This window comes from Geomonas anaerohicana (genome assembly GCF_016458305.1).
In the GTDB taxonomy this organism is placed as follows: domain Bacteria; phylum Desulfobacterota; class Desulfuromonadia; order Geobacterales; family Geobacteraceae; genus Geomonas; species Geomonas anaerohicana.
Window position 1 is genome coordinate 58,725 of sequence record NZ_JAEMHL010000008.1, and the last position, 25,624, is coordinate 84,348.

Consider the following 25,624-nt stretch of genomic DNA (forward strand, 5'->3'; position numbering starts at 1 on the left):
AATCTTACAGCCCCGGATTGATGGTTGCCTGCATGTAGCCGAGCGAGCTGCCGGTCAAACTGTAGCAGTAGACCTTGACGACCTTGCTCGTGGTGGACGTGTAGGTGTGCGTTTGGGTCAGCGTGTTATCAACGATGATCGTGTTCGCGTTCTTGACCAACGTTGAGGTCCCATCGCCCCAGGAGATCGACACGGTGGTGGTCCCGGCCGGGAGGTTCGAGAAGGTGGCGGTCGGTTTGGCCCAAGTGATGGCGATCGGCGGTGCGATAGCCGTCAGCGAGACGAAGGTGCTGCTGGATTTCCCTTCTTCGTCGGTTACGGTGAGCTTGATCACCTTGCTACCGGTGGTGAGGAACTTGATCTGAGCGCCGTCCCTGGAGTTGGCGTTGGTGATCTCAGCGTTGTCGTTGGTGCTCCAGGTGTAGGTGACCCTGCCGGCGTCACCGGTCGGGTTGGTTGCTGCGTTCGGCTGCGCGTACGGCGCGGAAACGCTGTGGACGCTGCCAGTTGCCCACTGCACGCCACTTTGAGTAGCGCTGTCGTCGGCCAGCGGGAGGTTAATGCTGGCTTTCGGGTCAATGCCGACACCGAAGGCAGCCGCGTCAGTGAGAGTATTCAGGTACGCAACGAATGCGTCACGGCCTGCGTACTTGGCCTCGCCGCGCACGATCTCGTCAGCCTTCCACACACTGCCGGCCAGACCAAACGGTGCTGCATCGGTCTGGGTGGAGAGGCGGATTTCTTTCGGATCGGTCTCGTTCGCCTTGACAGCAATCACGATGGCACCGTTGCTTTCAGCGACGGTGAAGTCGGGGTTATCTTTGAAAGATGCCGGCAGAGCAGTCACGACCTCTGCCATAGTTGTAGCGTTGTCCTTACCGAGTTGGGCGGTGCGGAACCAGATCTTCTTGTCGTCACCATTGTCTTTCACGCTACGCACTTCAACTTTCAGCAGCCAGCCTTTGGTGGAGGTGGCGAGAGATTTGAACTCCTCGCCGACCACGCCAGACGGGGTTGCACAGTAGAACGCACTTCCCTTCACACAGCTGGCCTTAGGCACCGTCCCTGTAATGGTGGTGGCCCACGCGTCGTTGCGGGTCTGGAAGGTAGACTCGTAGATCACCTCGCTTCTGTCGATGTTGCGCAAAGTGACGTTCCCGGTAGCAGAGGCGTCCGGTGTGTACGGGGTGTCAAACGTAGTCAGCATAGGCACAGGCACTGTGCGGTCGCCTTTCTTGGTCACGACGTTCGGGTGCGAGTCGGTGACGTCGGCCAAGCCGTTGACCTTGGTGAAGGCGGTAACCTGGTTGGACTTGAAGCGGAACAGGTAGTTGCCGCTGCCGTCCACGCCGTCCATGTTGCCGCGGACGGGATAGGCGCCGTTGTAGAACCCTTTATCCTGGCCGTGGCAATCGCTGCAGCCGGTTTTACCCCAAGCGCCGGCAACGGTAGGCGCGATGTTGTGGCTGGCCTTGAAGGGCACCATCAGGAACGAGATTTTCGGCAGGATCTTTTTGTCGTTGTTCGGGTCGTTGAGCCCGAGGAGTTGCTTGACGCCACCCGAATATTTAGTCGGATCGGTTGTGGAAGCGAGGCCTTTCCCGTCGCCCTTGATCGCGGAGAACAGGCCGGCGACCTCGGTCTCGTTAACGAAGCTGCCGTCAGCGTTAGTCGCGTGGGTGATGGCTACGCGGTTATTGGCGATGTTGATATCGTTGACATGGGTCTGCAGCAGCGGATCCATGCCTGCGTTGCGGCCGTCGTTGTTGGCATCGAGACCGTTGTTTGCGGTGTCCATACCATTCATGTCGCGGATGAAGAAGGAGGTCAGCAGGTTGGCGGCGTAAAGCTTGCCGTTGTCCCAGTAGAGGGCATTACCGTTGGTACCGCCCATATTCTTGGAAACATTCGGCTCGTCGTGCAGCGCCACGCGCCCTTCCAGGTCGGCGCCGGTACCGTCAACGAACGCGCCACCGCTGAAGTTCTTCCTGATGTGGCAGGCGGTGCAATCGATCAACTGAATGTGGCTGACCGGGTTGCCGGCCTTGTCGTAGGCGATCTTGGCGTTGAGGCCTTTAGCGGTGTGTGCGGGAGCGGAGTTCGGTGCACCATAGGTCTCATAGGTCGGGGTCGCAGTCGGCTCATGGCAGCTGGAGCACTCCTTGAAGTTGACGGAGTCGAGCTTGTTCCACAGAGCGTCGAACGCGGAGGCGCCTCCTTTGGCGGGATCGCAAAGGCCCAGGAGGTCCTTGCCGGTGGGCGGCTGGACGCCCGTGGTACCGATGGTCGGGTTCGCCTTGTCGGTACGCTGATGGCAGGCCATGCAGCCCAGGCTCTGGTGCACTTCGGTGCCCGGAAGCCACTGCTCACCGCGCTTTTTCCAGTCAACGTTGTACTCACTCTGATGGCAAGCGGCGCAGTTGCTGGACTGGGGCTTTTTGTTCAGGCTGAGACCGAGGTCGACGAAAAGTTTGCCCGCGGCGTTGGTCTTGACCGCGGTGTAGTTGTAGAAGACCGTAGTGCCGTTGGCGGCGCCGGTATTGGTGACCTGGCCGCTGGCGTTCTTGACCAGGTGGGTCAGGCCTGCGCCGACAGCACGGGAGGCATCGAACTCACCTTTACGCACGGCTTCCTTGCGGGCTTCCCAGTCGTAGCCGGTCTGGTGGCACATGAGGCAGTCCATCTCCAGAACGCCGGTTTCGCTGTAAACCTGCTCGACGGCCTCGCCCCTGAGGGCCGGGTCGGGATTGAAAATATCGATGAAGTAGTTAAGGGAAGTGACCAAGCCGTTGAAGTTGAAGCCGCGGAGTTCGGTACGGTTAGCGGGGGCGTAGGGAGTCGTCATGGTCATTACGTACTCGTGCATGCCGCCACCCACGTGGCACTCGGCGCAGTCGCGCATCTCGCCAGCCAGGGAGTTGTCCGCCATGGCCTTGTAGGCTTCCTTGCCGGTCACGCCTTGCAGCCAGGGGAAGGTCGTCCCCACAGGCTGGGTGGCAGCGGTGGCTCCGAAGTTGAACAGCTCATAGAACTTCCCAGTCGGGTTGTCTACGATCGCTCCCGACGAATCTACTACCTTGCCGAAGTTCACGGTGTCGAACTGATTGGTGGTGCCGTTGTACACGGTGCCTGCGCCATCTTTGAATGCTCTCGCCAACTGGCGAGCGGAAGGCGGTCACCAGCTTCCGAAATGGCCGGCGCTCTGCACCCAGTTTTTGCCCTGGGGGCCTGCACCCGGACGCCACTTGTCGCCTGTGTTGGTGTAGGGGTTGTAGGCGTCCGGGTTGGCGGGGTTGTAACCCTTGAACTCGTTGGCGCCCAGCTGCGCGTGGTAGTTGTGCCTTTCAATGTCGTCGTAGCTGTACTTGGCATTGCCGACGCTGCTGCTGCCGTGGCAGGCTGTGCCGTTGTTGGTGCCGAAGCAGGTCTGCTTCACGCTGTAGGCGGGAGCGGCAAGGCCTGCGGCCGGGCGGGTAATCTCCTGCCCCTGCCAATCCTTAAGGATGATGTTGTTGTGGTCGGTCGTGGCAGCAAGCGCAGACCCTGCCGCAAGTCCTAACAGGACTGCGGAGGAGACGGCGGCCGCCTTGACGACCTTCTTCCTCGAGTGTTGCATGTGGAAGCCTCCTTGAAAAATTTCATTGCTCAGCGGCGGCGCGAAACGCGACGACGAAATAGCAAGCACGCAAGGTTCCCCGGTGGGGGAACCGGGGTGCGGAGCGTGACTTCCGCAGGAACGGTAGAGAGCCGAACCTTGGCGTTGGCATAGCAGGAAACGTACCTAATGCACTGGGGAGTTATCTTTATGTATAGAAGTGAGTCATTTCAGCAATTTGAGAAGAGGTATGATTCTCGGGGGGACAACAGGGGGGATTTCCAGGGCGGCCATGCTGGGGCAAACACCCCACATCCAAATTCTACAGTGGGGTATTTGCCCTAGTTTGTAGTTGGTGTTACTTCCACTGCTCCAGATCGATGAGTCCAAGCCGTGCAGCATAGCGCACCAGCTCGATGCGGCTGTGCACGTCCAGCTTCTTCATGAGGTTGGTGCGGTGGTTTTCGACGGTCTTGGCGCTCACCTGGAGCTCTTCGGCGATGCTGCGGGAAGAGCCGCCCTCAGCCACCAGGCGCATCACCTGCTGCTCGCGGGCGGAGAGGAGAGCGTAACGGGAATCCTGCACAGCCCCTTCCTTGCCCTGGCCGGACAGGTGCCTGATCACCATGTCTCCGGAGAGCTGACCATCCAGAAAATGTTCCCCCTGGGAGAGCGCATCCATCGCCTCGATGAGCCGGTCGCTGGTGGCCTCCTTGACGATGTAGCCGCGTGCGCCGGCCTTGAAGGAGTCGGTGGCGTACTCGAGGTTCTGGTACATGCTGAGCATCAGGACCTTGATCGAAGGAACCGCCTGGATGATCATTTTGGTCGCCTCGATGCCGCTCATGTCCGGAAGCGAGACGTCCATGGTCATCAGGTCAGGGGTGAGCTCCTGGGCCAGGCGCAGCGCCTCTTCGCCGCTCCCCGCCTCGCCGACCGTCTCGTACTTGGTACTTCTGGCGATCAGGCTCTTCAGCCCGTCGCGAAACAATGGATGATCATCCACGATGATGACACGGCTCTTTGCTGCCATCTCCCCTCCTCATTGCATTGCAAATCAGACCGCGCTGCGGGCCGCATGCGCCCCCCCGGTCGTTATCTTCTGGCCTGCTCCGGGTCCGCCTCTTCGGCGATCGGTATCTCCACGGTGAGGCGCGTCCCCATGCCCGGGTTGGAGTGGATCTTGAAGGAGCCGTGCAGAAGCTCCACCCGCTCCGCCATACCCACAAGTCCAAGGCCTCCGCAGCGCTTCCCTTTGCACAAACCGGGGTCGAAGCCCGTGCCGTTATCCCTGATGCGCATCCTGACGATGGGGTACGAGGCCACCAGTTGGATCCCCACCTCGGTGGCGCCGGCGTGTTTCACCACGTTGTTGAGCGCCTCCTGCACCACCCGGTACAGGTTGATCTCTGCATCCTGGGAAAGCCGCACGCCTTCCATGCCGTGGTGCGTGAACTCCACTTTCAGGCCCTGGCGCGCGGCAAGCTGGTCACAGTCGTTGCGAACCGCCTCGACCAGTCCGAGCCGCTCCAGCGAAGCCGGGCGCAATCCCGCGCTCAGGTGACGCACGCTCTCCACCCCTCCCTTGAGCATCTGGGAGAGCTGCCCCAGGCGGGCGGCAACGTCACCCGGCGCTTGCGCCAGGTCCTGGGCCAGGAGATCCACCGCGATTTTTGCGGCGTTGAGGCGCTGTCCGAGGTCGTCGTGCAACTCCCGGGACAGGTGCTTTCTTTCGTCCTCCTGGACGTTGATGAGCCGGTGCGACAGGGCCCGGATCTTTTCTTCGGCCTCCCTGCGCTCCGTGATGTCACGGGCGACGGCGAGCTTGGTGGGGCGGTCGATCCCCGGCATCCGGACCGGGAGTTCTATGACCGAGTACCAGCATTGTGCGAGCTGGTTGAAATACTCCTTCTGCATGGGACGGTCAGAGATGAAAACGTGGTCGGTGGAGCAGTCCTCGCACGGTGACTCCAGGCCGCGGCAGAGTTTGTAGCAGTACTCCTTTTCCATCTCGCCGCGCAGCGCCGCCTTCATCTTCCGGTTGGCGTACACCAGACGGTAGTCGTCGGTGACCACGTAGACCCGGTCTTCCATGGCGTCCAGCAAAAGGCGCAGCGTCTCCTGCGAGGCGTGCATCGCCTCTCCGATCAGCTTGCAGTCGGTGCGGTCCAGGAAGGTGCCAAAGACGGCGGGCTCCCCCTGTACCTCGATGAGCCTGGCCTCCACCTCGATCCAGAAGGGCGTGCCGTCCACTTTGGCGGAGGGCTGCCCCCAGGAGATCTTGTCGTAGTTGCCGGACAAAAGCTGCTCGTGCACCTTGCGGAACAGGTCCACGCTCTGCCAGTCAGGGTAGACCTCGGCAAACATGTCGCAACCGATCAGGCTCTCGTGGTCCCGGTGGCCGAAGATCTCTCCGAAGCGCTGATTCAAAAAGACGGCCTTGCCATGCTGGATGACGTAGATGCCGTCGGAAAGATTTCCCACTATGCTTGCGAAGAGGTCCGTTTTCACCGTCTATCCCCTTTATTCCTCATGAAAGCCGGCAGCCGTAGATTATCCCATCGTGCTTTAACGATCAACATCAAAGTTTCGCAATGTGTGAAAAGGCCCGGAGCTGTTCTTCCGGGCCGTTCACTAATGGCAGTATCAGGGGGTGATGGTCTTCTGCATGAAGCCCAGTGACTTTCCTGTTGAGCTGTAACAGTAGATCTTTATGGTCTTTGCAGAGGTCGAACTATAGCTGTGGGTAACCTTCAGCGGGTCATGTACGCCACTGGTCAACAAGTTACTGAGCCCGTCGCCCCATGCAATCTGGACGATCGCGGTCTCGCTGGGAAGATTGCTGAACGTTGCAGTCTTTGTGCCGCTGTCCCAGGCGATGTTTAGCGGGGGCATAACGGCCGTAACGGTCAAAAAGGTGGAAGAACTTTTCCCCTCCTCGTCCTTTACCGAGAGGTAGATGGCCTTGGTGCCCAACGTGGTGAAGGTTATAGTGGCGTTCTGGGTTGTGGCATTCGTGATGTAAGCCGCCGTATCGGAACTGCTCCAGGCATAGCTCACCTGCCCTAGCAGAGCCTCCCCCACATCGTACTTGCCATTTCCATTGGCGTCACGGTACTGCCCCGGTGGGCACGAGAGCGCTACCGGCACACCGATGGAAACTTGCGTGCCGGTTTGGATGGGGTCTACATCCGATATGGGATTGATGTACGCTTTTGGATCCACCCCCATGCCGTAATTGGCGGGATCCTGGGGAACATTCAAGGCAGCTACGCGTGCCGAGTCATACCCCAGGAACTCCCAGCGGCCCGGTTCCCTGGTTTTCTTCGGAACGGCGCTGGTATCGGAGAAGGAAAGGCTGCGCTTGGTACCGTTTTTGTCCCAGAACGTCCCTTTGGTGACGACGTCGGAGGCATTGGTGAAGGAGATGGAGACGGGGGCTACGCTTCCGTCTGCTCCCTTCCCTTTGCCGATCATGTTGACGTTCCCGTTGAAAAGCCCTCCGGAAGCGCCGTGGCAGTCGGAACAGCCGTAAACCGTGTTGCCGCTGCTATCCTTTTTGCGCCCGCCCAAGACAAACGATATCGTCGGCTGCACGTTGTGCATCACCAGATACGGTTCGGATTCCAGAACGAGCTGCGGCACGAAACCAGGATCAGCCAGGGTCACCTTGGCCTTGTAGGCCGCTATTTCCGCAGGGCGTGTGAACATGACACCACCATCCAGATTCTTCACTGACTGGGAATCGAACGCCGTCGTCCCAGTGAGCGCGACGGGGATGGGATTGTTCTCGGCATTGACCCCGAAGGTGAAGCGTTCCTTGACGTTCCTCTGGAAGAAGGGATCGCCTGAGACGATCTTGCCGTTGTTGCTCATCCCGGTAGTGAAGCCGTCCCCGTTGGCGTCCTTTGAGCCGATGTTGTTCCAGTAGATGCCGGTAACGTAGTTGAACGGGTAAATGAGCCGGCGCCACGCGGGGTTGGGCTTGCCGTCCGCAAGAGTCTTCTGCGGTGTCGTCTCCTTCCAGCTGTAGAGGAGATCGACCCTCTCCGGGCCGTCGCGCTGATCCAGGGGATTGCCAACGAAGTTGAAGAACTGGGCGCCGGTACTGTAATCGATGGAGCGCGCCGCGGCGTAGCGCTTCTGGATATGGCAAGCGGTGCAGGAGATGACGTCCAGGTGGTTTCCCGTGAAAGTCGCCTCGGCCCCGGTTGCATCGAGGCGTCGAGCGCCGGGAACGATGTTCAGCATGAGCCCCGTGGCAATATGGGCGGCATCGGCTTGGGGCGCCCCGAAGCTATCCATCTCCTGTATGCCATCACCGTTCAGATCCCCGCCGGTGACATGGCAGTCATAGCAGAACTTGACGGTTCCGCCGAAGTCATCAGCCGTACCACTCATGGGATCGTACCCCTTGCCAGGGCTGTGCTGGTAGTCAGCACGGGAGGGGTCCCAGGCCTGGTATTTGCCGGTCGAGGTGTGGCATCCGGAGCACTGGAAGCCCTGGTGCAGTTCCTGGTTGTTCCAGATATCTCCGCGTTTGACCAGATCGCTCAGATACCGAGCGGGCTTCACGTTCGCTGGGTTGGCGGGGTCGTCAGACGGTACGGCATCGTAGGAGTAGAAGGATTTTTTCCAGTCGGGTGTCTCTCCCTTGACCACGGTCGGCATGTGGCAATGCACGCAGTTCTCCGCTTTCGGATACCTGGTGATGCGGTCGGTGAAGGAAAAATCAAGATAGAGGATCCCGTCGCTGCCGAGTTTCACCTTGGAAGCGTCATAGTCCAAAGTAAAGGTGTCGCCCTCTGCGGAACTAAGTACCGCAAGCCCTGACCCGAGCGTGCCGGCGTTGTAGAGGCGATTGTAGCGGACGATCTCTTCGTTGCGAGCCAGGTGATCGTACCCGTCGAGGTGACACATGAGGCAGTCCATCTGTAGCGTGCCATTCATCCCCCACATCGCCCAATCCACCGTCTTCACCATACCCGCAGAATTCACGAAGAAGTCCCAGGGATTGAGCGGCACGCGACGAGGATAGTAGGGGCTTGTGAGCGGCAGCGGGAAGAGGTAGTCGTACAGGATGGACTGGTTACGCTGCTCGTTATCCAGATTGCTGTGTACTCCCCCGGGTCCGCCGTCGCCCACTGTATTCGTAAGGGGCTTGTAGGTGCTCACGCGCCAAGGGAAGGTGAAGCTGTAGGGGTTGGAGGTCCCCGGGCCGCCGCCGACATGGCACACGCCGCACTCGGTGGTGAACTCGAAGGCACCCATGTCGAGCTTCTTAAGAAGGTCATCTTGGGACGGGTACGTGGCCTTCATGTTGGCCAACTGGCGGTTGTAGACAGGAGACCAACTGCCGAACTTTCCGGGACCGGACACCCAGGGCCGCTCTTTATCGTAACCGTACCCGTATTGGGACAAGGGGAGCTTGTTGAAGGACATCGTCGCGTGACGGTTCCTATTCTCGTTCATAACGATGTCATAATGGCACAGGTAGCAACTGGCCTTGATGCTGAAGGGGGGAAGGCCGAGGTAGCGACCCGAGACGGCAGCACCTGTCGGTTTGATGGGGGCAGCGTTGAAGTAGTCCAGCAGCGGAATGCCGATCATCGCCGGGTTGAATTGCATGCCGCGCGTCCCGATTTCACCGGGCTTAGGGTGGGCCGCCTCTGCACAGGGTGCTCCGAGCAGGACAGACATTGAAATGAGTGCAGCGAAAAATCTCAGGTGAATCTTCATACCTCCTCCTGTGGTTATCCGTGGTGCTGCGTAAGTGATCTCTGGTACCGTTTTCCCTGCATCATTTCATGCCTTCATTGAAAAAAGCCCGGAGGATTTCTCCTCCGGGCAACTGCAGATTAAATCTCAGGCATCATCAATCTTAAAGAGCCGGATTGATGGTTGCCTGCGTGTAGCCGAGCGAGCTACCAGTGGAGCTGTAGCAGTAGATCTTAACGATCTTGCTCGTAGTGGATGTGTAGGTGTGGTTTTGGGTCAGCGTGTTGTTAGCGATGATCGTGTTCGCGTTCTTGACCAACGTCGAAGTCCCATCACCCCAAGAGATATTAACGGTGTAAGTCCCGGCCGGGAGGTTAGAGAAGGTGGCGGTCGGTTTCGCCCAGCCGATGGTCATCGGCGGTGCAATGGCCGTCAGGGAGACGAAGGTGCTGCTGGACTTCCCTTCCTCGTCGGTGACGGTCAGCTTGATCACCTTGCTGCCGGTGGTGGTGAACTTGATCTGAGCGCCGTCCCTGGAGTTGGCGTTGGTGATCTCAGCGTTGTCGTTGGTGCTCCAGGTGTAGGTCACGGTGCCCGCGTCGCCGGTCGGGTTGGTTGTGGCGTTCGGCTGTGCGTACGCAGCGGAGACACTGTGGAAGCTGCCGGTCGCCCACTGCACGCCACTTTGGGTAGCGCTGTCGTCGACCAGCGGCAGGTTGATGGTGGCTTTCGGATCCACACCGATGCCGAAGCCGGCGGCGGTGAACTTAGTGGAATCCTCGAGGTAAGTGGCGTACGCGGCGCCGTTGACCGGCGAACCGCTCGGCACGCCGTCAGCGCTGATGTCGCCGATCTTGTAGTAGATCGCGCCGTCTTCTGCAGGGTAGATGATATCCGCGCGATCGATGGTGGAGGCGTAGCTGTAGTCCTTCGGTCCGTCGGTCTCCTGGATGGTGACATCATGCACGAAGTTGATCTCGCGCGGCTGACCGAGCTTGTTGTAGCCCTCGAAGTAGCCAGTCAGGTCGCCCTTGAATGCTTTGATGCGGACCGGCTCAAGCGGACGCGCCATCATGTTCGGGGGCATGTTCATCCCGACTGCAGGACCACGCTTAGGTTCGCCTTGGGCATCGAGGACGATGTTGCCGTACCGGTCGATCTCCGGGTAGGTACCGGTGTTGTAGCTGATAGTAGCAGGAATGGACGGACCAATCATGTCGAAGCTGCCTTTGAAGAAGCCTTTGTTAGCAGCGTGGCAGTCGGTGCAGCCATTTTTACCCTTGGCATAGGTTGCCGTCGGCTGTATGCCGTGGGTCACCATGAACGGTGCGCCGATCAGGGTGAGGGTAGTGTCATCCCAGGACTTGCCGTCGGTAGCACTGCTGATGGAGGTACGGTACTTCTTGTACTCACGAATCTGATCCGGCTCGGTGAAGACGACCGCGCCGCTCCAGACGGAGGCGTACTTCCACTTGTCGTTGGCGAACATGCCGTTCTGGTCGTACAGGCTCGCGTAGAGGCCGCCGCTGGTGTCGGTCTTGCCTGCGGGAGTGCCGAAGCCGCCGAAGCCGACAGAGATGACGGAGAGCGGAGCCGGTCCGAAGTTGAAGCCGGACTTCAGGTCGCGCATCGCCCACGGGTCGAAGATCGGCTTTTCGAAGCCGGAGGTGTTGTTGGCGTCGGGAACGTCACCGGTGAAGATGTCGCGGTAGCCTCTGAGAGAGGGCTTGGTGATGTCCTTGCCGTCTGCATCGATGTGGTGATCGCCGGCCTTGTTCAGGTCGCCGATCAGCAGGCCGCCCGGAACGCCGTCGCCGTTGGCGTCTACGCCCGTCCCCTCGTTGTTCCAAAGGACGGCGGTGATCGGGTTGGTCAGGTACAGCTTGCGGCGGAACTTCAGGTCGGTGTTCGGAGTGTTGGCGGTGGAAAGCGGCAGCTCCATGTTGCCGTAAGGCTGCCACATGACAACCGGCTCCCACTGTTTGAGGTCGCCACCTGGGATCTGGTTCGCTGTCTGCTCCTCGGGGGTCATGACCGCACGCATGCCGGACGGATCCTCGAAGAGGCCGAGCATACCCTTGGACGGGTCGGTGCCCACGATGGCCGGGAAGCGCATACCGGAGGAGGCATCCAGCGAACGGACAGCCATGGTTTCCTTCATCACGTGGCAGACGGTGCAGTCCATGACGTCGAGGTGGTTGCCGCGGCCGAGGATGGTGCCGCCCGGGTTGGTGGCGGTGACAACGCCGTTGACCTTGGTCTCGGTATCGTTGGTGGTGAAGTTGGACGCCCTGGGTACGCCTTTACCGCCGAAGTCGCCGTGCAGAGCCATCTTGTCAACGATCTGGGTCACGTTGGCAAGGAGGCCGGCGCTGGTGTGCTTGGAGGTCGGGTTAGGCGCACCAAAGGTATCGATGGCATTGCCCTTGTAGTCAGTGCCGGTGAGGTGGCAGAACTCGCAGCGCTTGACGGTGTTGCGGGTGTCGTGGTTCTTGATGGTCTGTGCCATGGACAGGCTGTTGCCGTTGAGATCCTTGTCGGCAACCGGTGCGCGCTCCTTGAAGGCCGGCAGGCCGTCCTGGATGGTGGAGGCAGCGTCGAAGCCACGTGCCGGGTCGCACATGTTCTTGTCGGTCGAGTTGCCGGTGAAGTGGCAACCAGCACAACCGAAGCTGGCGTGGACATCCTTGCCGGTCTGCCATGCGTCGCCACGCTTGAACCACTCTGCGCGCGGGAACGGCATGGTGGACTTCTTCAGGGTGTTCTGGTCCACATTTTTGGGATGCGTAGGATCCTGCGGCACCATCGGGTAGTAGTACAGCGGACCGCTCATGGCCTCATTGCCACCGCCGATGCCATTGCCCAGTTTGGTGAGGTTGAACGGCGTCGGCCCGTTAGCCGCGAGGTAGCTAAGCCCCGACATCATGTTGTTCATGTAGTTGCTGCCGTCGATAACGTCTGACGTGCCGGACCGCAGGAACGGGGCGTTGATGTCGTAGTTGACCATCCTCTTACCCAGCGGCCCTACACCGAAATTGGGGTCGTAGACCATCGGAGCGGAGGAGAGGAAGCCGGTGCTGCCGCCGGTGACGCCGAACATCTCGGGGAAGTTCTTGAGGGTCTTGGTGGCGTGGCACTGGTGGCAGTTGTCAGAGTCGGGCTTGCCTTTGATGTTGTCGGTGACCTTCGCGGTCAGGAAGACGGCCTCGTGCGAGGAGTAGCTTACAAAGGCAGGCGGAAGATTCTCTTTACCGATCCGGTAGAAGGCGGTCTTGCCGTTCATCGGATCGTAACCCATGAAGGTCGGAGAGAGCGAGAACATGTCAAAAAGACCGGCGCCAGTGGTAGGGGTGGCGGAAAGGGAGCCCGCCTGAACCATGACGGAAGCCATCACGTTATCGTAGCCTTTGAGGTGGCAGAAGAGGCAGTCCATCTCCTTCACGTTCGGCATCATGAGCTGGCCGGCCACCACGGTATAGGGGGCGCCACCGTTGTTGTCGGGCATCTGGATCGACTCGACGCCCGCGGGGAGCTGCAAGCCGTTGGGGACGACCATCGGGCCGCCGTTCGGGAGTTTCGGGTCGGGGGCACCGCCGCGTCCCATGTAGACCGGGTAGACCCAGGGAGACATGGCGACGAAGGACTTGTCCTGGCCGGTAGTGGCGTCGTAGTTTTCCCACACGGTGGCCGTGATGGGGTTCAGGCTTTTCGGGGGGTTGCTTTGGTTAGCAAGGGCCGGACCCCAGTCATCCATGGTCTTGGCGGGGAGACGATTGCCCTCCCTATCCTGCTCGTAGAAGACCCCGCCCACGTGGCAGGTGGCGCACATGGTGGCCTGATCCCACAGGGACAGGTCGACTTTGGGGTAGTTTTCACCACCCTTCAGGAAGTTGGTGAAGGCGTTGGCGCCAGCTTTCAAATAGTTGATGTGCTTACCGGTGGTACCGTCCAACTGATAATCCGCCACCTGGCGGAGAGAAGGCGGTCACCACTTGCCGTTGTGCCCGTGGGACTGAACCCAGGGCTTGTTGGCAGCAAGGCCGGTCTGGGTGCCGGCAGGTACCAGGTCATCGGTACCGGTGCTGACGAACAGGCCGTTCTTGGAGTTGTCCATCCACTCGTTGTAGCCGAGGGTGGCGTGGTAGGCATGCTTGGAGATGCCGTCGTAGTCAACTTTGAGTTTGGCGCTGGCGCCGGTCTGGGTGGTGCCGTGGCAGGCTACGCCGTTCTGGTCGCCGAAGCAGGTCTGCTTCGGGGAGTAGGGCATACCCTGCTTGGTCGTCCTATCGACCATGACCGGGGCTTTCGGAAAGCCCATCTGCTGAGCCACTTCTTCGTAGGTGTACAGCTGGATCGGCGGGTGAGCCGCCATGGCGATGGTGGCGCCCATGGTGACCCCGGCCACTGCCGCTGTAACCGTCAGAAGCGAACTGTTCTTTTTCGTTCTCTTCATGAGTGGTTCCTTTTTTTGACATTTGGATTATGAATCATCACATTCCTACCGCCCGTCCTTCCTGTTCGGGGGAAACAGGGGTGCCGGGATGCTGCCTTACAGGTGCTGCTTTTTGAGAGCCGCCTTACACAAAGCAATAGCAGTACCAATATATTCAGAACGCAGAATTATTTTAAAAATGAAGCATGAGGAAGTGACAGCATGCCCTGCAGTAAGGCTACAAACAGCTTGAATCATAGGGCCAATTCTGATTTACTGCTGGACGCTGCGATCACTGCCGCGGCATCCGTCGCTCTGGGGTGTCCCACCAGTCCCGCTGGGGTAAAGACCCCAAGGGCACAACTAGGGGTGTTAGAGCTTTGGGGCATGCAGCGGGGGCATATAGCCTAGCTGGGGGAAAAGACACAGGGGCAGCAGCCGAAGTTGGCGGACACAGCACGTGTAAGGAGCTATAACTACGTCCAACGGCTTTCGGCTGAATACTTGCATATTCAAATACCGGTATTTCGAATCTACAGGAGGAGTCACAGATGAAAAAGTTGTGTCTGGTATTGGCAGCACTGTTCGTTGGGGGATGTGCGCATGCTCCGGCGCAGAGCGCGAACACCAAAGAGGAAACCGTAAGGGCTGAGAGGGACTTCTCGCCGGCGCATGCGAAAGAGGTGATCGTAAAGGGGAAGACGACGGAGAAGGAGATCCTCGCCAAGATCGGCACGCCGAATTCGATCAAGAGAAGGGCGGTCGGGGTAACTACGGGTCCGGCACAAGTCTGGAACTACTGGACTACGCCGCCGATGCAGGCCGTTGCACAAGGCGGCCCCCAACCGATTACGAGGTTGACAGTAATCTTCGATGACAAGGGCGTGGTGCATGATTACTCGGGAGCAAACACCAGCGTGGTCATCCAGTAGCAGGCCGAGAAACGATTAAAAAAGCCCCGCGCCTGCGCCCTTAAAAGGGTCGCAGCGCGGTTTTTTTTACGCCCGGCACCAGCTTTGGTGCGGAGGAACCGGGACCATAGCTCCTGGGATTGCTGGAATGGCAGTTCGAGGTGCAGTTTTTAGGAATGGCCGTAGCATCATAGCTTGCCACAATCCCGAAGTTGGTGGCGAAGTTGATCAGGTGAGCGTTGTTCTGATCGGTGGCGCCGTTGACACTGCTGACCCCGTGGGGTTCGTGGCAAACGAAGCAAGGCACCCCCTGCTGCACGACATGCACGCTGTGCAGTGAAACTCCGGTTGAGGGGAGTTGGAACGGCGAGGTGCTGTCAAAGAGCCTGTTCTGGTAATGGCAGCGAAAGCAGAGAGCGTAGTTCGCGTCGCTGTAGGGGCGCGGGTAGAAGTCGGTATCGTAATTGGCGAGGAGCAGGTACTTATAACTGGAACCGTGGGGCCCGTTGGGACCGGTGGCACCCGCCTTCTTGCTCTGATCACTGCCGTGGCAGTCGGAGCAGTATATGACGCTGGAAGTGCTCCAGCCAAGATCGGTACGCAGGCTTGGGACGGTAATGGCTTTTCCGGGGCCGGCAACCGGATGATAGGAAGGATTGTCCAGGGAGAACTCGAAGCGGGTGTTCTGCGTGTTTATCTGGCGCGTAATCGACGTACCGGCGAAGGCCTTCTCGGCGTGGCACTTGAAACAGATCTCGTACTGGTAGTCGGCCTTCTCCTTAACCTCCCCGGTCAGAGCCACCCCCTTCACACCCTGCAGCGAACCGGCGGCCATGGGAGGCACAGAAGCCATTTGCTTCAGCGCGTGAGGGTTATGGCAGTCTTCGCACTCGACGTGCTTCTGGAAGTTCAGGGGAGACTCTGCCGTGTCGTGCACCCCCACGGTATCCGCAACCCGGTGCCGGTACACCTGTCCGAGCACCGTCTGGATATCGGAGGCGCCGCCGGCTGCGGAGTGGCAGGGAAGACAGTTCTGCTCCTCGGGGTATCCCTTCATCAGCCTCTGCGCCATTTTCGCGTTGTGGGGCACGTGACAGTTGCCGCACCCCTTTGCGAGCATTGAGACGTTGGTGGCATGGATGGAGCCGCTCCAGCCGTTGACGAGATGGCAGCCGATGCAAAGCGCCGACTGGGTGTTGCTCATCACCAGGAACTTGCCGTAGGAATCGGAATGAGGGTTGTGGCAGGTGGTGCACTGGAGGTTCTGGCCCGAGTCAAGTTTCAGCTTCGACTCGATTTGCGACGGCAGACGCAGTTGCCTGTTCTTGCTGACGAGATCGCTGTCGTACCTGAAGGATATGGGGTGATCGTTGGTGAGGTCACGGCCGGCGCTCCCGCCAAGGTTCGAAGGACGGTCAACGGGGATGGTGGTGAATCCGCCTGCCATGGCGATGGTAACGTTGTTGATGAGAGCCCCGACGGCGATGGTGCCGTCATGGCAGGAAAGGCACAGCCGTGAGGCCCCCGTCGGCTGCCCCGGCTTGGCAAATCGGGTCGAGGAGCTGTAGGTCTCGTAGACGGTGCTTACCTCGGGGCGGCTCCAAAGGGGTTTTACATCCCCCGCGTGGTGGGGGGTATGACAGAAGATGCAGACTTGAACCTCCTGTTCAGCCTTGATCGGTCCCGGGCCACTCACGGAAAGGTTGTGCCTCGTGTGGATTATCCCCTCCCCTGTCGCCTGTGCCAACACCGGGGTCAGGGTCACGACCGACATCCAAAGCCAAATCACATGTTTCAACAAGTTTGTTTTCACGACCATATATTTCCTCAATAGCTTATTAATCAAGCCAGACATAGCCGAGCAACTGGATGCGGTTATTGAAGGTGTCCGCAACATAGATGTTGTCATCCTTGTCTATCGCTATCCCCGCAGGCATCCAGAACTCGCCCATGCCGCTTCCGGTAGAGCCGAAGGTGAGTAGAAGCTTCCCATCGTAGTTGAACACCTGGACCCGGTCGTATTGGGCGTCGCAGACGTAAATGTGCCCCTCGCTGTTCACCGCCACCCCCTTGGCCTTGCCGAAGTAACCGGGGGTGTCCCCCGCAGATCCGAACTCCTTTAGATAAGCCCCTTTGGCAGTAAAAATCTCGATTCGGGCGTTGAGGGGGTCGGTCACGTAGATCCTCCCCTGGATATCGACCGCGAGGTCGGTGGGGAGGTTGAACTCACCCCGCCCGCTGCCCGGTCTGCCGAAGCGGAACACCTCCTTGCCCTCCCGGTTGTAGGCCACGACCTGAGCGGCAAGGGTGTCGGTAACGTAAAGCAACTGGTTGGAGGGGCTGTAGACAATGCCGGTTGGTCTCTGGAGCCCCTGGATGAAGGGAACGGGGTTGCGGTCACCAAGGTTGAAACGAAAGACGGTGCCGGACGCGGAGTCGGTGACATAGGCTACGTTGTGGTCGTCCTCGGTAACTCCGATGGGATGGCTGAAAGTACCGGCGCCGATGAAGTAGTAGAGCTTCTCCTCGCGGTCGAAAAGGTGGACACCCTTCTTGAGGGTGTCGACGACCAGTATCCGTTTTCTGCAGTCGGCGTGGACGCCATACGGCCGTCCTATCACTTCCTGCTCGTCACCACTGATTTTGCGCCAGAGTGTCCCCCAAAATCCGGTGCCGATCCCTACTTCCTGTGGTGATCGGGCGGCCCCGACCCAGACGATGCGGGTAGGGTTCGGGCGGACCGGCCAAGCGCGCCCCATCTTCTGATCCTGGTGGGTGCAGCCTTGGGACAGGAGACTGCCGGCAACCAGCAGCGACAGTGCCGTGCAGCGACGGATAAGCCTTCTAGTACGCGCGAAGGGGCTCAAAAGGACCTCCTTACCGAGATGCCGACGTTCTCCGATGCGGCCCAGCCGGCATCGGACATACGGAAGCTTACGTTGGAGCTGAGTATGCCGGCCAGTTTTCCGAAGTTCGCCTCGAGGTTCACGCCTGCACTGGAACTGTGTGACATAGCCCCCCCGGGGAGCAGTACGTTGGCATAGTTTGCCGTGAAGTTCCCCAGCACCTTTTTGAACTGGCGCTGGTAGGCGGTCTGTGCAGTGAGGCTATTTACCCAGAGGCTCGTGCCGGTACCGGCAGACTGCTGGGTCCATCTGTCGGATACAGAGAGCGACAGGTTGCCGTTGGCGTAGGGAGCGGCATAGCTCCAGGAACAGCTCAGGTAGGTCGCATCGCTGGTGAAGTGCTTGTCATAACCGGCTTCAGCATTCAGTGAATGCCGCTGGAGCTTTGCGACGGCGCCAAGGTCGTAATGACGCGTCCCGGTTAGGGTCAAGGCTGTAGCCGTTCCGCTCTGCACGGAGGTGTCCGACTTGGTGGCATCGAGGTAGATCCGGTACCTGTTGGCGAAGAGATCGACGGAGGCCGACAAGCCTTGCGAGGTGGAGATGGTGGAGATGTTCGGGTCCTGCCGGTAACTGTAAGAAATCACTACCTCCCTGTCCGCGGGATACGTATTGACCAGGTCAATGCCGTCACCGGTAAACCGGTAATACGACGGGGGGTACGTGAGTAGCGACTGCGCTCCCGTTACCACCACGGTGCTCGGCTCGAAGGTCGGCTGCCCGATGGGGATGTGGCGCAACAGATCCTGCGGAATCGGGTGCTGCTCATTAACGACAGGAATGAGGGAGACCTCACCGTTGTGTTCACTCAGCCCCTTCAAATAGGAGTACCCCACGTTGAGGATGCTGGATTCCGGCAATTTCTTGCGGTAGCCGACACTTGCACCGGCAGTGTAGATGACGTTATTTCCGTCAGAAAAATCGCTGCGAGCCGTGGAGGCGCTGAGTCCGGTAGTAAGGCTGCCGAGAAGCCTATGCTGCAGGTGCACACTGCCCCCCCGCGTCAGGCTTGACTTTCCTGAGGAACTGGTTTCGCCGGAGACTGCAGTAAGATCTGCAGTGAGGTTCTTGCCAAGTTGCCACCCCAGATTGCCGGACATGCTCGTAGTGTCGAAGGAGGTGTTTCCTGCTGCCTGTTGAAAGGTGCCATTGAGCGACAGGTTGCGGGATAATCCACCAGGGGTAACCCAGTTTCCCTGGTAGTTAGCCACAGCCGAACCAGTCCTGCTTTCACTGGACACGCCAGTCTCTATGACCGTCGAATCGCTTTTGGAGAGGCTCGTCGACAATGACAGATTGCCGTACGGAGCACTATGAGACGCGAAGAAAGCAAGACTTTGGCTGTTCTGCCGTGTGTTGATCAAGAGTCCGCTGGTTTCCTGCGACTGGCGGGAAAAACTCACCGAGGATGGAACGACGTCGTTGTGAACGCCAAGGTGAGCGGAGAAGCTATCCGTTTCCGTTTGGTAGGATGGGGAAAAAGAAGGAGAAACGGTCTGACTGGTGGAAGATGCACTAAAACTTGACGGAAGGTCTGACTGGGGCAGCATATGGCCGAAAACGCCATAGGTAAGTTGGAGCGAGGAGCGACTCTCGGTCGTCTCCTGCGTCAGCGAATCCCGCAGCCACTCAAGGCCCAGCGAAGCTTCCCCCTTCAAAAACCGAGGGCTGAGGATGAAGTAGTCGAAACCAGCGTGATAATCGCCCCTAAATCCTTGTGCCTTCTGGTCGGTTACATTCTCCGAGGAACTTTGTGAATTGCTATAGTTGTACCCGGCCCCAGCGGAATGGTGAAAGTCCCGAATGGCGAGGAGAGAAAAGGCGGAGGCCTCGCGTCGAGCGAGGAGCAGGCAGAGCAATACTCCAACCCACGGCACTGCATTCCACAGTGGCAAACACCGTCGTCTTTGGTTGTGCAAACGGGACATCCGGTTCCCCAGCAAGCTTCGTCCTTCCTACTTGAGAAAGTATCTGGAGTCGCCCGAATGGGGATCGTGGCAATCGATACATCTGACTCCGTTAGCCTCGATTTTGGCGTGCATTCCCGCTGCGGCACGCGCTTCGAGATGGCATTTGTCACACAAGCGCTCCGGTTCCAGCAGCAATAGAGAGGGATAGCTCCCCTCATGCGGGAAATGGCAGGCAAGGCAATCTCCCTCCGCCGCCGGACCATGGGCGAACCGGTGCTTTAGAATACGGGGATGGCAGAGAAAGCACAGTTCGTTTCGCGGCCTGATCAGGCCGCTGATAGTCGTCTTCTCCGCCTCATGACAGCCGTTGCAGCGCTTCTCCTCGTAGGGGGGATGGCTGCTTGGCTTGTACTCCGGCTTCACAACGGCAACCGGTTTGCCGGCGGAGGTTTGTACCGTGTTTTTAACTGCCGCCTCGGCGCAGTATTCTTCAACAGGAGGCAGCACGGGCACCTCGTCAAAGAAGGTGGTCAGAAACCTCTGCCTGGCCGCCGGCTCGCATCCGGCAAGAGTCAGTACGGCAACAACCAACACGAGGATTCGTGACAGTATGATTCTCATACGGGTGCGACCAACTCTTACTTACTAGGGGCAGAAGCGGGCGGCGTCATTGCGGCCGGAGCTGGGTTTCCATCCTTTGCCTGCTCCTTTGCCTGCTCCTTTGCCTTCTCCTTCTTCTCCGCCTCCGTCATAGCCTCCTCTTTCTGACGGATCTGCTCGATCCGCTCCTTGACGAGAGCGTCGTAGTCGACACCTTTCTTCTTCCCTAAGCCGTACACGCTGATCTTGCTCTCGCCAAATTGGCTGATCACGAAGATCACGCGGTCCAGGACGAAATCCGGAGCTGCAAATTTCTGGTAGTAGTCGAGATCCTCGTCCGACACCGCGAGCCCTGCCGGGACGTTGAGGGAGCCTGGTGTGCCGGGTTCTCCAAAGGACATGAGAAGCCTGAAGTCCTTGTCCAGAAGTCGTACGTTCTGGGTGGCAGCATCGACGACGTACATAATCCCACCTTTATCGAAGGAGATGGTACGGGGACGATTGAATTCGGCAAGACCGGTGCCCAACTTCCCAAAGGAGCGCTGCGCGTGACCGTCGCGGTCGAATTCGACCAGCCTGCCATCGAGGTTGCTGACAAACACGCCGCCTTTGCCGTCCAATCCCAAGGCAAGGGGCGTAGCAAGACGTCCCAGCGGGTTCTCCGATTCTTGACCGAAGCTGCGCACCGGAGCGGAGGTGCGACGGTCGTAGACCCGGACCAAGCCGTTTTGCTGGTCCAGTATGTAAACATAGAGGTCGTCGACTTCGACGCCTACCGGCTTCATATCCTCTTCACTCACGACTCCCTGATAACTCCCGTCGGGACCGTACTTGAGCACCTTCTTGCGCGAGGTGTCCGCCACGTAAAGCACCCCATCGGCATCCACCGTTACCCAGAGCGGTTTTTGCAGCTTACCCGCTCCGGTGTTCCCGCTGAGTACGGAAGCCTTCTTCCTGGGCAGGTCAAGCATGATCACCTGAGCCTGGACCGAGTCAACGACGTAGAGCATTCCTTTCCTGGCAGCGAGGCCGTACGGCTTCATGATAGGGATGATCTGCTCCTGACTTCCCCCCGTATCGAGGAGTGAGAAGGACTTTCTGACAACGACGTCGCTCGAATCGGTGATTCTCGTAAGGTACTGGATTCTGGGTTCGTCGGGCGCCGGGGGCCAGAATTGAACAATCTTTTTGGTATCGGATGCGCACCCTCCCAAAAGGATCAAGCCCAAAGAAGCGATGATCGTTCCCATTACGAGTCTGAGCGACATGTTTCCTCCCGTTTTTCGGCAAACATTAATTATGTTGTATATATAACAAGAAGAGTTAAAAGTGAAGTTAAATCTGGTCGATTACAGGCTGATTAAGACCGAAAAGGCCGCCACGAAAGTGGCGGCCTCCGGTGCTGCACAGAGAAGGTTCTCTCTATTTTTTGTGGCAGGTCAGGCAGAATGCGGAGCCAACCTGGGTGCCGTAGAGCAGGAAGCCCTTCATGGCCGTCTGGCCGTCGTAAGCAACCGGCTGGTTGCCCACCGCGGTGCCGTTGTGGACATCGTGGCAGGAGGCGCAGGTGACGAAGCCATTGACGTTGGTATCAGAGGGATCGGTATACAGTACGCTCTTGATGGTATTGGTCGGGGTGCCAGAGGTCCTCGGGAATTTGGTGGTGACCTGGTTCAACTCGTAGGGGTTGCCATTCGGATCGGTGCTCCCCTCGTAGTCGGAGTACCTCATCCCGATCGGGTGGTCGTTGGTGAGCCCGCCGCCAGCGCCTACGATGCCGCCTGCGATGCCGATGGAGCTTTTGCCGAGGCCACCGCTCTTGCCACCGAAGAGGTCACCGGTATCGGTGGCCGCGGCACCGGTAGCGCCGTAGTAGGAGTCAACGGCGATGTTGCCGTCATGGCAGCTAAGGCAGAGGCGGGACGGTCCGATCAGGGGGTCGTACGCCTTGCCCTGGCGGGCCGGGTCGAAGGTCTGGCTCACGTAGGTGCCGTAGTCACCAACGTTGGTGGTGCGGCTCCAGAGCGGTGCGTAGATCTTGTACTGTGCGGTGGTGCCGCCGGTAACTTCGCCGGTCGCTGCGTTCACGGTCCCGTTGCCGCCAAGGAAGTTGACTGTGGTGGCTAGATTCTGGTTGGTCTCGGCAGAGTGGTGCGGGGAGTGGCAGAAGGCGCAGAGTCTTTTGCCCGGATCGGACTTGGTCATACCATAGTCCGAGATGGCAACGCCGGTACCGCTGTTGCTAAGATCGTGAACGGAACCTACGATGCTGGAGCCGCTGGAATTGGCGCCCTGTGCAACGGCCGCACCGAGAGCGAGGCCCGCTACTGCTGCTACTGCCACGAATTGTTTTTTCATTACATGTTCCTCCGTTTTGTGATGTGTAGTGAAAACTCGCTGCTCGGCTCTCTCTTTTGCAACTTGGATTTCACCTGATTAAAGACCGGTGTCACCTCCCCCCGAAGGGACGCCGGAATTAGCAAACGCCCAACTCATGAGCAACCACCGTGCCAAACGAAAATAACGGATTAAGTGATTGAAATCACGCAACCGGCCTGTCCGGCGCGCAAAAGTTCCCGGGGAGACATATGGGTGAGATCACCCACACTGGGTCTCGCTGTGGGCGTTTTGCACGCCCTCGGGCAAAAAAAAATCCCCCTGTCGCGAGAAGCGAGAGGGGGGCAGGATGGCACAGGGGGTGGGTGGGACCGCTATTTGGGCTTTTGGTTCGGCGCAGACGGCTGCTGCTGCGGCTGCGTGGCGTAGTTCACCGGCTTCACCCGGTCGTAGCTGTAGGCCCAGTGGCAGCCAGGGGCGCAGCTGCCGCCCGTTGCGGTGAGTTTCAGGCGCGTCTTGATCTGCCACTGCCCGAAACGAGAGCCGTCCTTGTTCATCAGTTTCTCGCCGTCTGCCCCATGGCTTTCGTGGCAGACGAGGCAGGAACGCCCCTTGATGCGATTGGAAACGTGTACGTAATGGAGGTTGCGGTCGCCGTTTCTGAACTTGGTGTAGAGGGTGGTATCAGGGTAGCGTAGCAAGTTTTTGTCATGGCAGCGCAGGCAAAGGTCATAAGCACCCTCCCGGTACGGCGTGTAGAGGGAGGTCGGGTAGTTCCCCAGCAGCAAGCGGCGATAGTCGGATGCATGCGGGTCATGGCAGCCGTCACATTTCGAGTCCTTTATGGGCCCATGCAGCTTCTTGCCGAAGCCCATTTCCTTCGTAACGTCCCTTAGAGGCGGATTTCCCGGCGGTTTGGCGCCGTGGCAAATGAGGCAGATGGTCTTTTGGTCACCGGCCATAAGCCCCTTAGCCGAGGAGTAATGAGTGGAGTGACAGTTGCCGCACCCCTTGGCGTCAGTCAAAGGCTGGTGCATCAGCTTGGCAGACTTCATCTTCTTGCCAATGTCCTTGTGGCAGCCAATGCACAACTCCGGCATCTTCTCCTTCAGTAGGGAGGGGTTCACAGAACTGTGCGGGTCGTGGCAGGAGGTGCAGGGGGTGTTCTTCACCGGGCCGTGTACGCGGGTCGCCTGCTTCATTCCCTTTGCGAAGTCCTCGTGGCACTTCAGGCAAAGTTCCTTGACATCTCCCTTCAGCAGGGCCTTCTGGCTGGAGTCATGCGGATCATGGCAGGCGGTACAGGCCCCTTCGGCGACCGGGCCATGCACATGCGGTTTCTTAAAGGGTGCGGTGTCGTGGCAACCAAAGCAGAGCTCTTTCCGGTCTTCATCGGCCTCCATAAGGAATTTGCCGTTACCGCCGTGCGGGTTGTGGCACGAGGTGCACTCCCCCTCCTTCACCGGCGGGTGCACGATCTTCTTCTTGCCGATGCCGTCGTGGCACGTGGCGCACAGGGCGCTCCCCTTCGCGGCGAGCTCGAAGCTCTTCGCCTTGGGGAGCGGGTGTTCCTTCGCCTTCTGCACGTGGCAGGAGAGGCAGTCCCCCTTAACCGGAGCATGTGGATGCTTGTAGGCGCCAACCTTGGCGTGGCAGGCCACGCTGAGGCAGTTCTCAGCGGCCGCCGCGCTCAGGGCGGAGAGAGCGACAAGCAAGGGCGGCAGTAACAGGTATCTTTTCATGGGAACCTCTTGGGCGCCGCCATCGGTAGGATTCGGGGTCGGCACATATATAGATAAATACCTATATAAAAGTGAGCCCCTTGTTAGCGCATAAGCGGCTGGAAGTCAACGTGAAATTGGGGTGGGCGCAGCCCGCCGGCGTGGGCGGCGCAAAAGTGGGGCATTTGCCCCACCACAGCAAACCTCTCCATGCCGCGGTGGGGGTTTTCCCGCAGGCACCACCTGCCTCGCCCAAATAAGCCCCTGTTAAGCATCTATAAAGTCAGATATTTAAATCAAAACCAAAGTTTGGCTCTGGAATTGCTATAGTTACCGCTGTCACCCTGTGGCCGCCTGGGAGGTGTCCCGGGAAAGCTCCAGCAAGACAGCCATCCGATGCAAAAAAGGAGACCATGCAATGAAGAGAATCACCAAGAGTATCGCATCGAGCACCGCAGCGCTTCTCTGCCTCGCCGGCTGCGCCGGCGCCAACAAAGCGGCCATCCCCGCTCCCGCTCCCCAGGCACAGGCGGCGGAGGTGAAGGAGGCGGTGCAGTTCGTCAACGGGGTAGCCATAACCCGCGCAGATGTCGAGCGCGCCAGCCGTGTAATCCTCTCACAAGGCGGATCGCACCAGAAAAATTCGCAGGAAAAGATGAAACAGGCGGCCCAAACGGCGCTTGACCAGCTCACCACGGCGGAGCTTCTCTACCAGGAAGCGGCAAAGATCGAGATCAAGGATCTGGACCAGCAGGTCGAGAAGAAGATCGCAGAAACAAAGGCGCTCTACCCCTCCCCCGCCGCCTTCGAGCAAGCGCTCAAGGGGAGCGGCCTCACGGTTGAGGAAATGACCCGCAACACGCGCAAGACCATCGCGATTAACACCTTCATCGAGGAGCGCTTCGCCTCCAAGACGGAGGTAAGCGACGCAGACACGCAGAAGTTCTACCAGGAGGGGCTGGACAAGTATTTCACCAAGCCGGAAAGTGCGCGGGCGAGCCACATCCTCGTAAAGACGGACGAGAAGATGACGCCGGAGGAAAAACAAAAGGCAAGGGAGAAGGCTGAGGCGCTGCTTAAAAGGGTGAAGGGAGGCGAGGACTTTGCCGCCGTGGCCAAGGCCGAGTCTGGCTGCCCCAGTGCAACGGTGGGCGGAGATCTTGGCAGCTTTGGGCGCGGCCAGATGGTGCCCTCCTTCGAGAAGGCGGTCTTCGACATGAAGCCGGGCGAGATCAGCTCCGTGGTGGAGAGCCAGTTCGGATTCCACATCATCAAGCTGGTCGAAAAGCACGAGGCGGGCAAGGTAAGCTACGACGAGGCCAAGGCGAAGATCGTCGAGTACCTGAAGGCGGAGAAGGTAAGACAAGCGGTGATGAGCTTCGTGGACGAGCTGAAAAGCAAGGCGAAGATCACCAGGGTGTAACGGCAGCGTAGGGGACAGCGCCCCTATCACCATACCTGTTATTCATGTTTGCAGCCAGCGCCGACTCTCTC

The 25,624-nt window shown here is 59.2% G+C and carries 16 protein-coding genes; 2 read left to right on the top strand and 14 right to left on the bottom strand.

All coding sequences use genetic code 11. The features are described from left to right. Window positions 1-4 precede the first annotated feature (4 nt). From JFN91_RS15000 to JFN91_RS15030, 7 genes are all read right to left on the bottom strand, one after another. The gene (locus tag JFN91_RS15000) at window positions 5-3,124 is read right to left on the bottom strand and encodes a PKD domain-containing protein (protein ID WP_199390000.1); all 3,120 of its coding nucleotides are present in this window, start codon (window positions 3,122-3,124) and stop codon (window positions 5-7) included. Window positions 3,125-3,175: 51 nt separating this feature from the next. Further along, window positions 3,176-3,616 carry a cytochrome C gene (locus JFN91_RS15005; protein ID WP_199390001.1) on the bottom strand — a complete coding sequence of 147 codons (441 nt, stop codon included), beginning with the start codon at window positions 3,614-3,616 and terminating at the stop codon, window positions 3,176-3,178. Window positions 3,617-3,953: 337 nt separating this feature from the next. Continuing rightward, the gene (locus JFN91_RS15010) at window positions 3,954-4,628 is read right to left on the bottom strand and encodes a response regulator (RefSeq protein ID WP_199390002.1); all 675 of its coding nucleotides are present in this window, start codon (window positions 4,626-4,628) and stop codon (window positions 3,954-3,956) included. Window positions 4,629-4,690: 62 nt separating this feature from the next. Next, a complete protein-coding gene (locus JFN91_RS22395; protein ID WP_199390003.1) occupies window positions 4,691-6,106 on the bottom strand; it encodes a sensor histidine kinase in 1,416 nt (471 codons plus the stop codon). Window positions 6,107-6,241: 135 nt separating this feature from the next. Continuing rightward, the gene (locus JFN91_RS15020; protein ID WP_199390004.1) at window positions 6,242-9,223 is read right to left on the bottom strand and encodes a hypothetical protein; all 2,982 of its coding nucleotides are present in this window, start codon (window positions 9,221-9,223) and stop codon (window positions 6,242-6,244) included. Window positions 9,224-9,476: 253 nt separating this feature from the next. Further along, complete coding sequence (locus JFN91_RS15025; RefSeq protein ID WP_199390005.1) at window positions 9,477-13,265, bottom strand: hypothetical protein; 3,789 nt, start codon at window positions 13,263-13,265, stop codon at window positions 9,477-9,479. A 33-nt stretch (window positions 13,266-13,298) separates the two neighbouring features. Further along, window positions 13,299-13,766 (bottom strand): cytochrome C, encoded by a 468-nt coding sequence (locus JFN91_RS15030; RefSeq protein ID WP_199390006.1) that lies wholly within the window; start codon window positions 13,764-13,766, stop codon window positions 13,299-13,301. Window positions 13,767-14,296: 530 nt separating this feature from the next. Here JFN91_RS15030 and JFN91_RS15035 point away from each other — a divergent pair. After that, the gene (locus tag JFN91_RS15035) at window positions 14,297-14,677 is read left to right on the top strand and encodes a hypothetical protein (RefSeq protein ID WP_199390007.1); all 381 of its coding nucleotides are present in this window, start codon (window positions 14,297-14,299) and stop codon (window positions 14,675-14,677) included. A 40-nt stretch (window positions 14,678-14,717) separates the two neighbouring features. On the opposite strand, the gene JFN91_RS15040 is transcribed toward JFN91_RS15035, so the two are convergent. The 7 genes from JFN91_RS15040 to JFN91_RS15070 all read right to left on the bottom strand — a co-directional run bounded on the left by JFN91_RS15040 (window position 14,718) and on the right by JFN91_RS15070 (window position 24,151). Next, window positions 14,718-16,421: a cytochrome c3 family protein gene (locus tag JFN91_RS15040; RefSeq protein ID WP_199390008.1), complete on the bottom strand. Its 1,704-nt coding sequence runs from the start codon at window positions 16,419-16,421 to the stop codon at window positions 14,718-14,720. 73 nt (window positions 16,422-16,494) lie between these two features. After that, window positions 16,495-17,523 (bottom strand): 6-bladed beta-propeller, encoded by a 1,029-nt coding sequence (locus JFN91_RS15045; protein WP_236015191.1) that lies wholly within the window; start codon window positions 17,521-17,523, stop codon window positions 16,495-16,497. Continuing rightward, entirely contained in the window at window positions 17,520-18,551 is a 1,032-nt protein-coding gene (locus JFN91_RS15050; protein ID WP_199390009.1) for a hypothetical protein, read from the bottom strand. Before JFN91_RS15050 ends, JFN91_RS15045 begins: the two co-directional genes overlap by 4 nt. Window positions 18,552-19,517: 966 nt before the next feature. Continuing rightward, a complete protein-coding gene (locus JFN91_RS15055; RefSeq protein ID WP_199390010.1) occupies window positions 19,518-20,093 on the bottom strand; it encodes a cytochrome c3 family protein in 576 nt (191 codons plus the stop codon). A 17-nt stretch (window positions 20,094-20,110) separates the two neighbouring features. Next, complete coding sequence (locus tag JFN91_RS15060; RefSeq protein ID WP_199390011.1) at window positions 20,111-21,115, bottom strand: NHL repeat-containing protein; 1,005 nt, start codon at window positions 21,113-21,115, stop codon at window positions 20,111-20,113. Between the two features lie 379 nt (window positions 21,116-21,494). Then, window positions 21,495-22,430: a hypothetical protein gene (locus JFN91_RS15065; RefSeq protein ID WP_199390012.1), complete on the bottom strand. Its 936-nt coding sequence runs from the start codon at window positions 22,428-22,430 to the stop codon at window positions 21,495-21,497. Window positions 22,431-22,783: 353 nt separating this feature from the next. Then, on the bottom strand, window positions 22,784-24,151 hold the full coding sequence (locus tag JFN91_RS15070) for a cytochrome c3 family protein (protein WP_199390013.1): 1,368 nt from the start codon (window positions 24,149-24,151) through the stop codon (window positions 22,784-22,786). A 397-nt stretch (window positions 24,152-24,548) separates the two neighbouring features. Here JFN91_RS15070 and JFN91_RS15075 point away from each other — a divergent pair, with 397 nt between their 5' ends. Next, entirely contained in the window at window positions 24,549-25,553 is a 1,005-nt protein-coding gene (locus JFN91_RS15075; RefSeq protein ID WP_199390014.1) for a peptidylprolyl isomerase, read from the top strand. The last annotated feature ends 71 nt before the right edge of the window (window positions 25,554-25,624 follow it).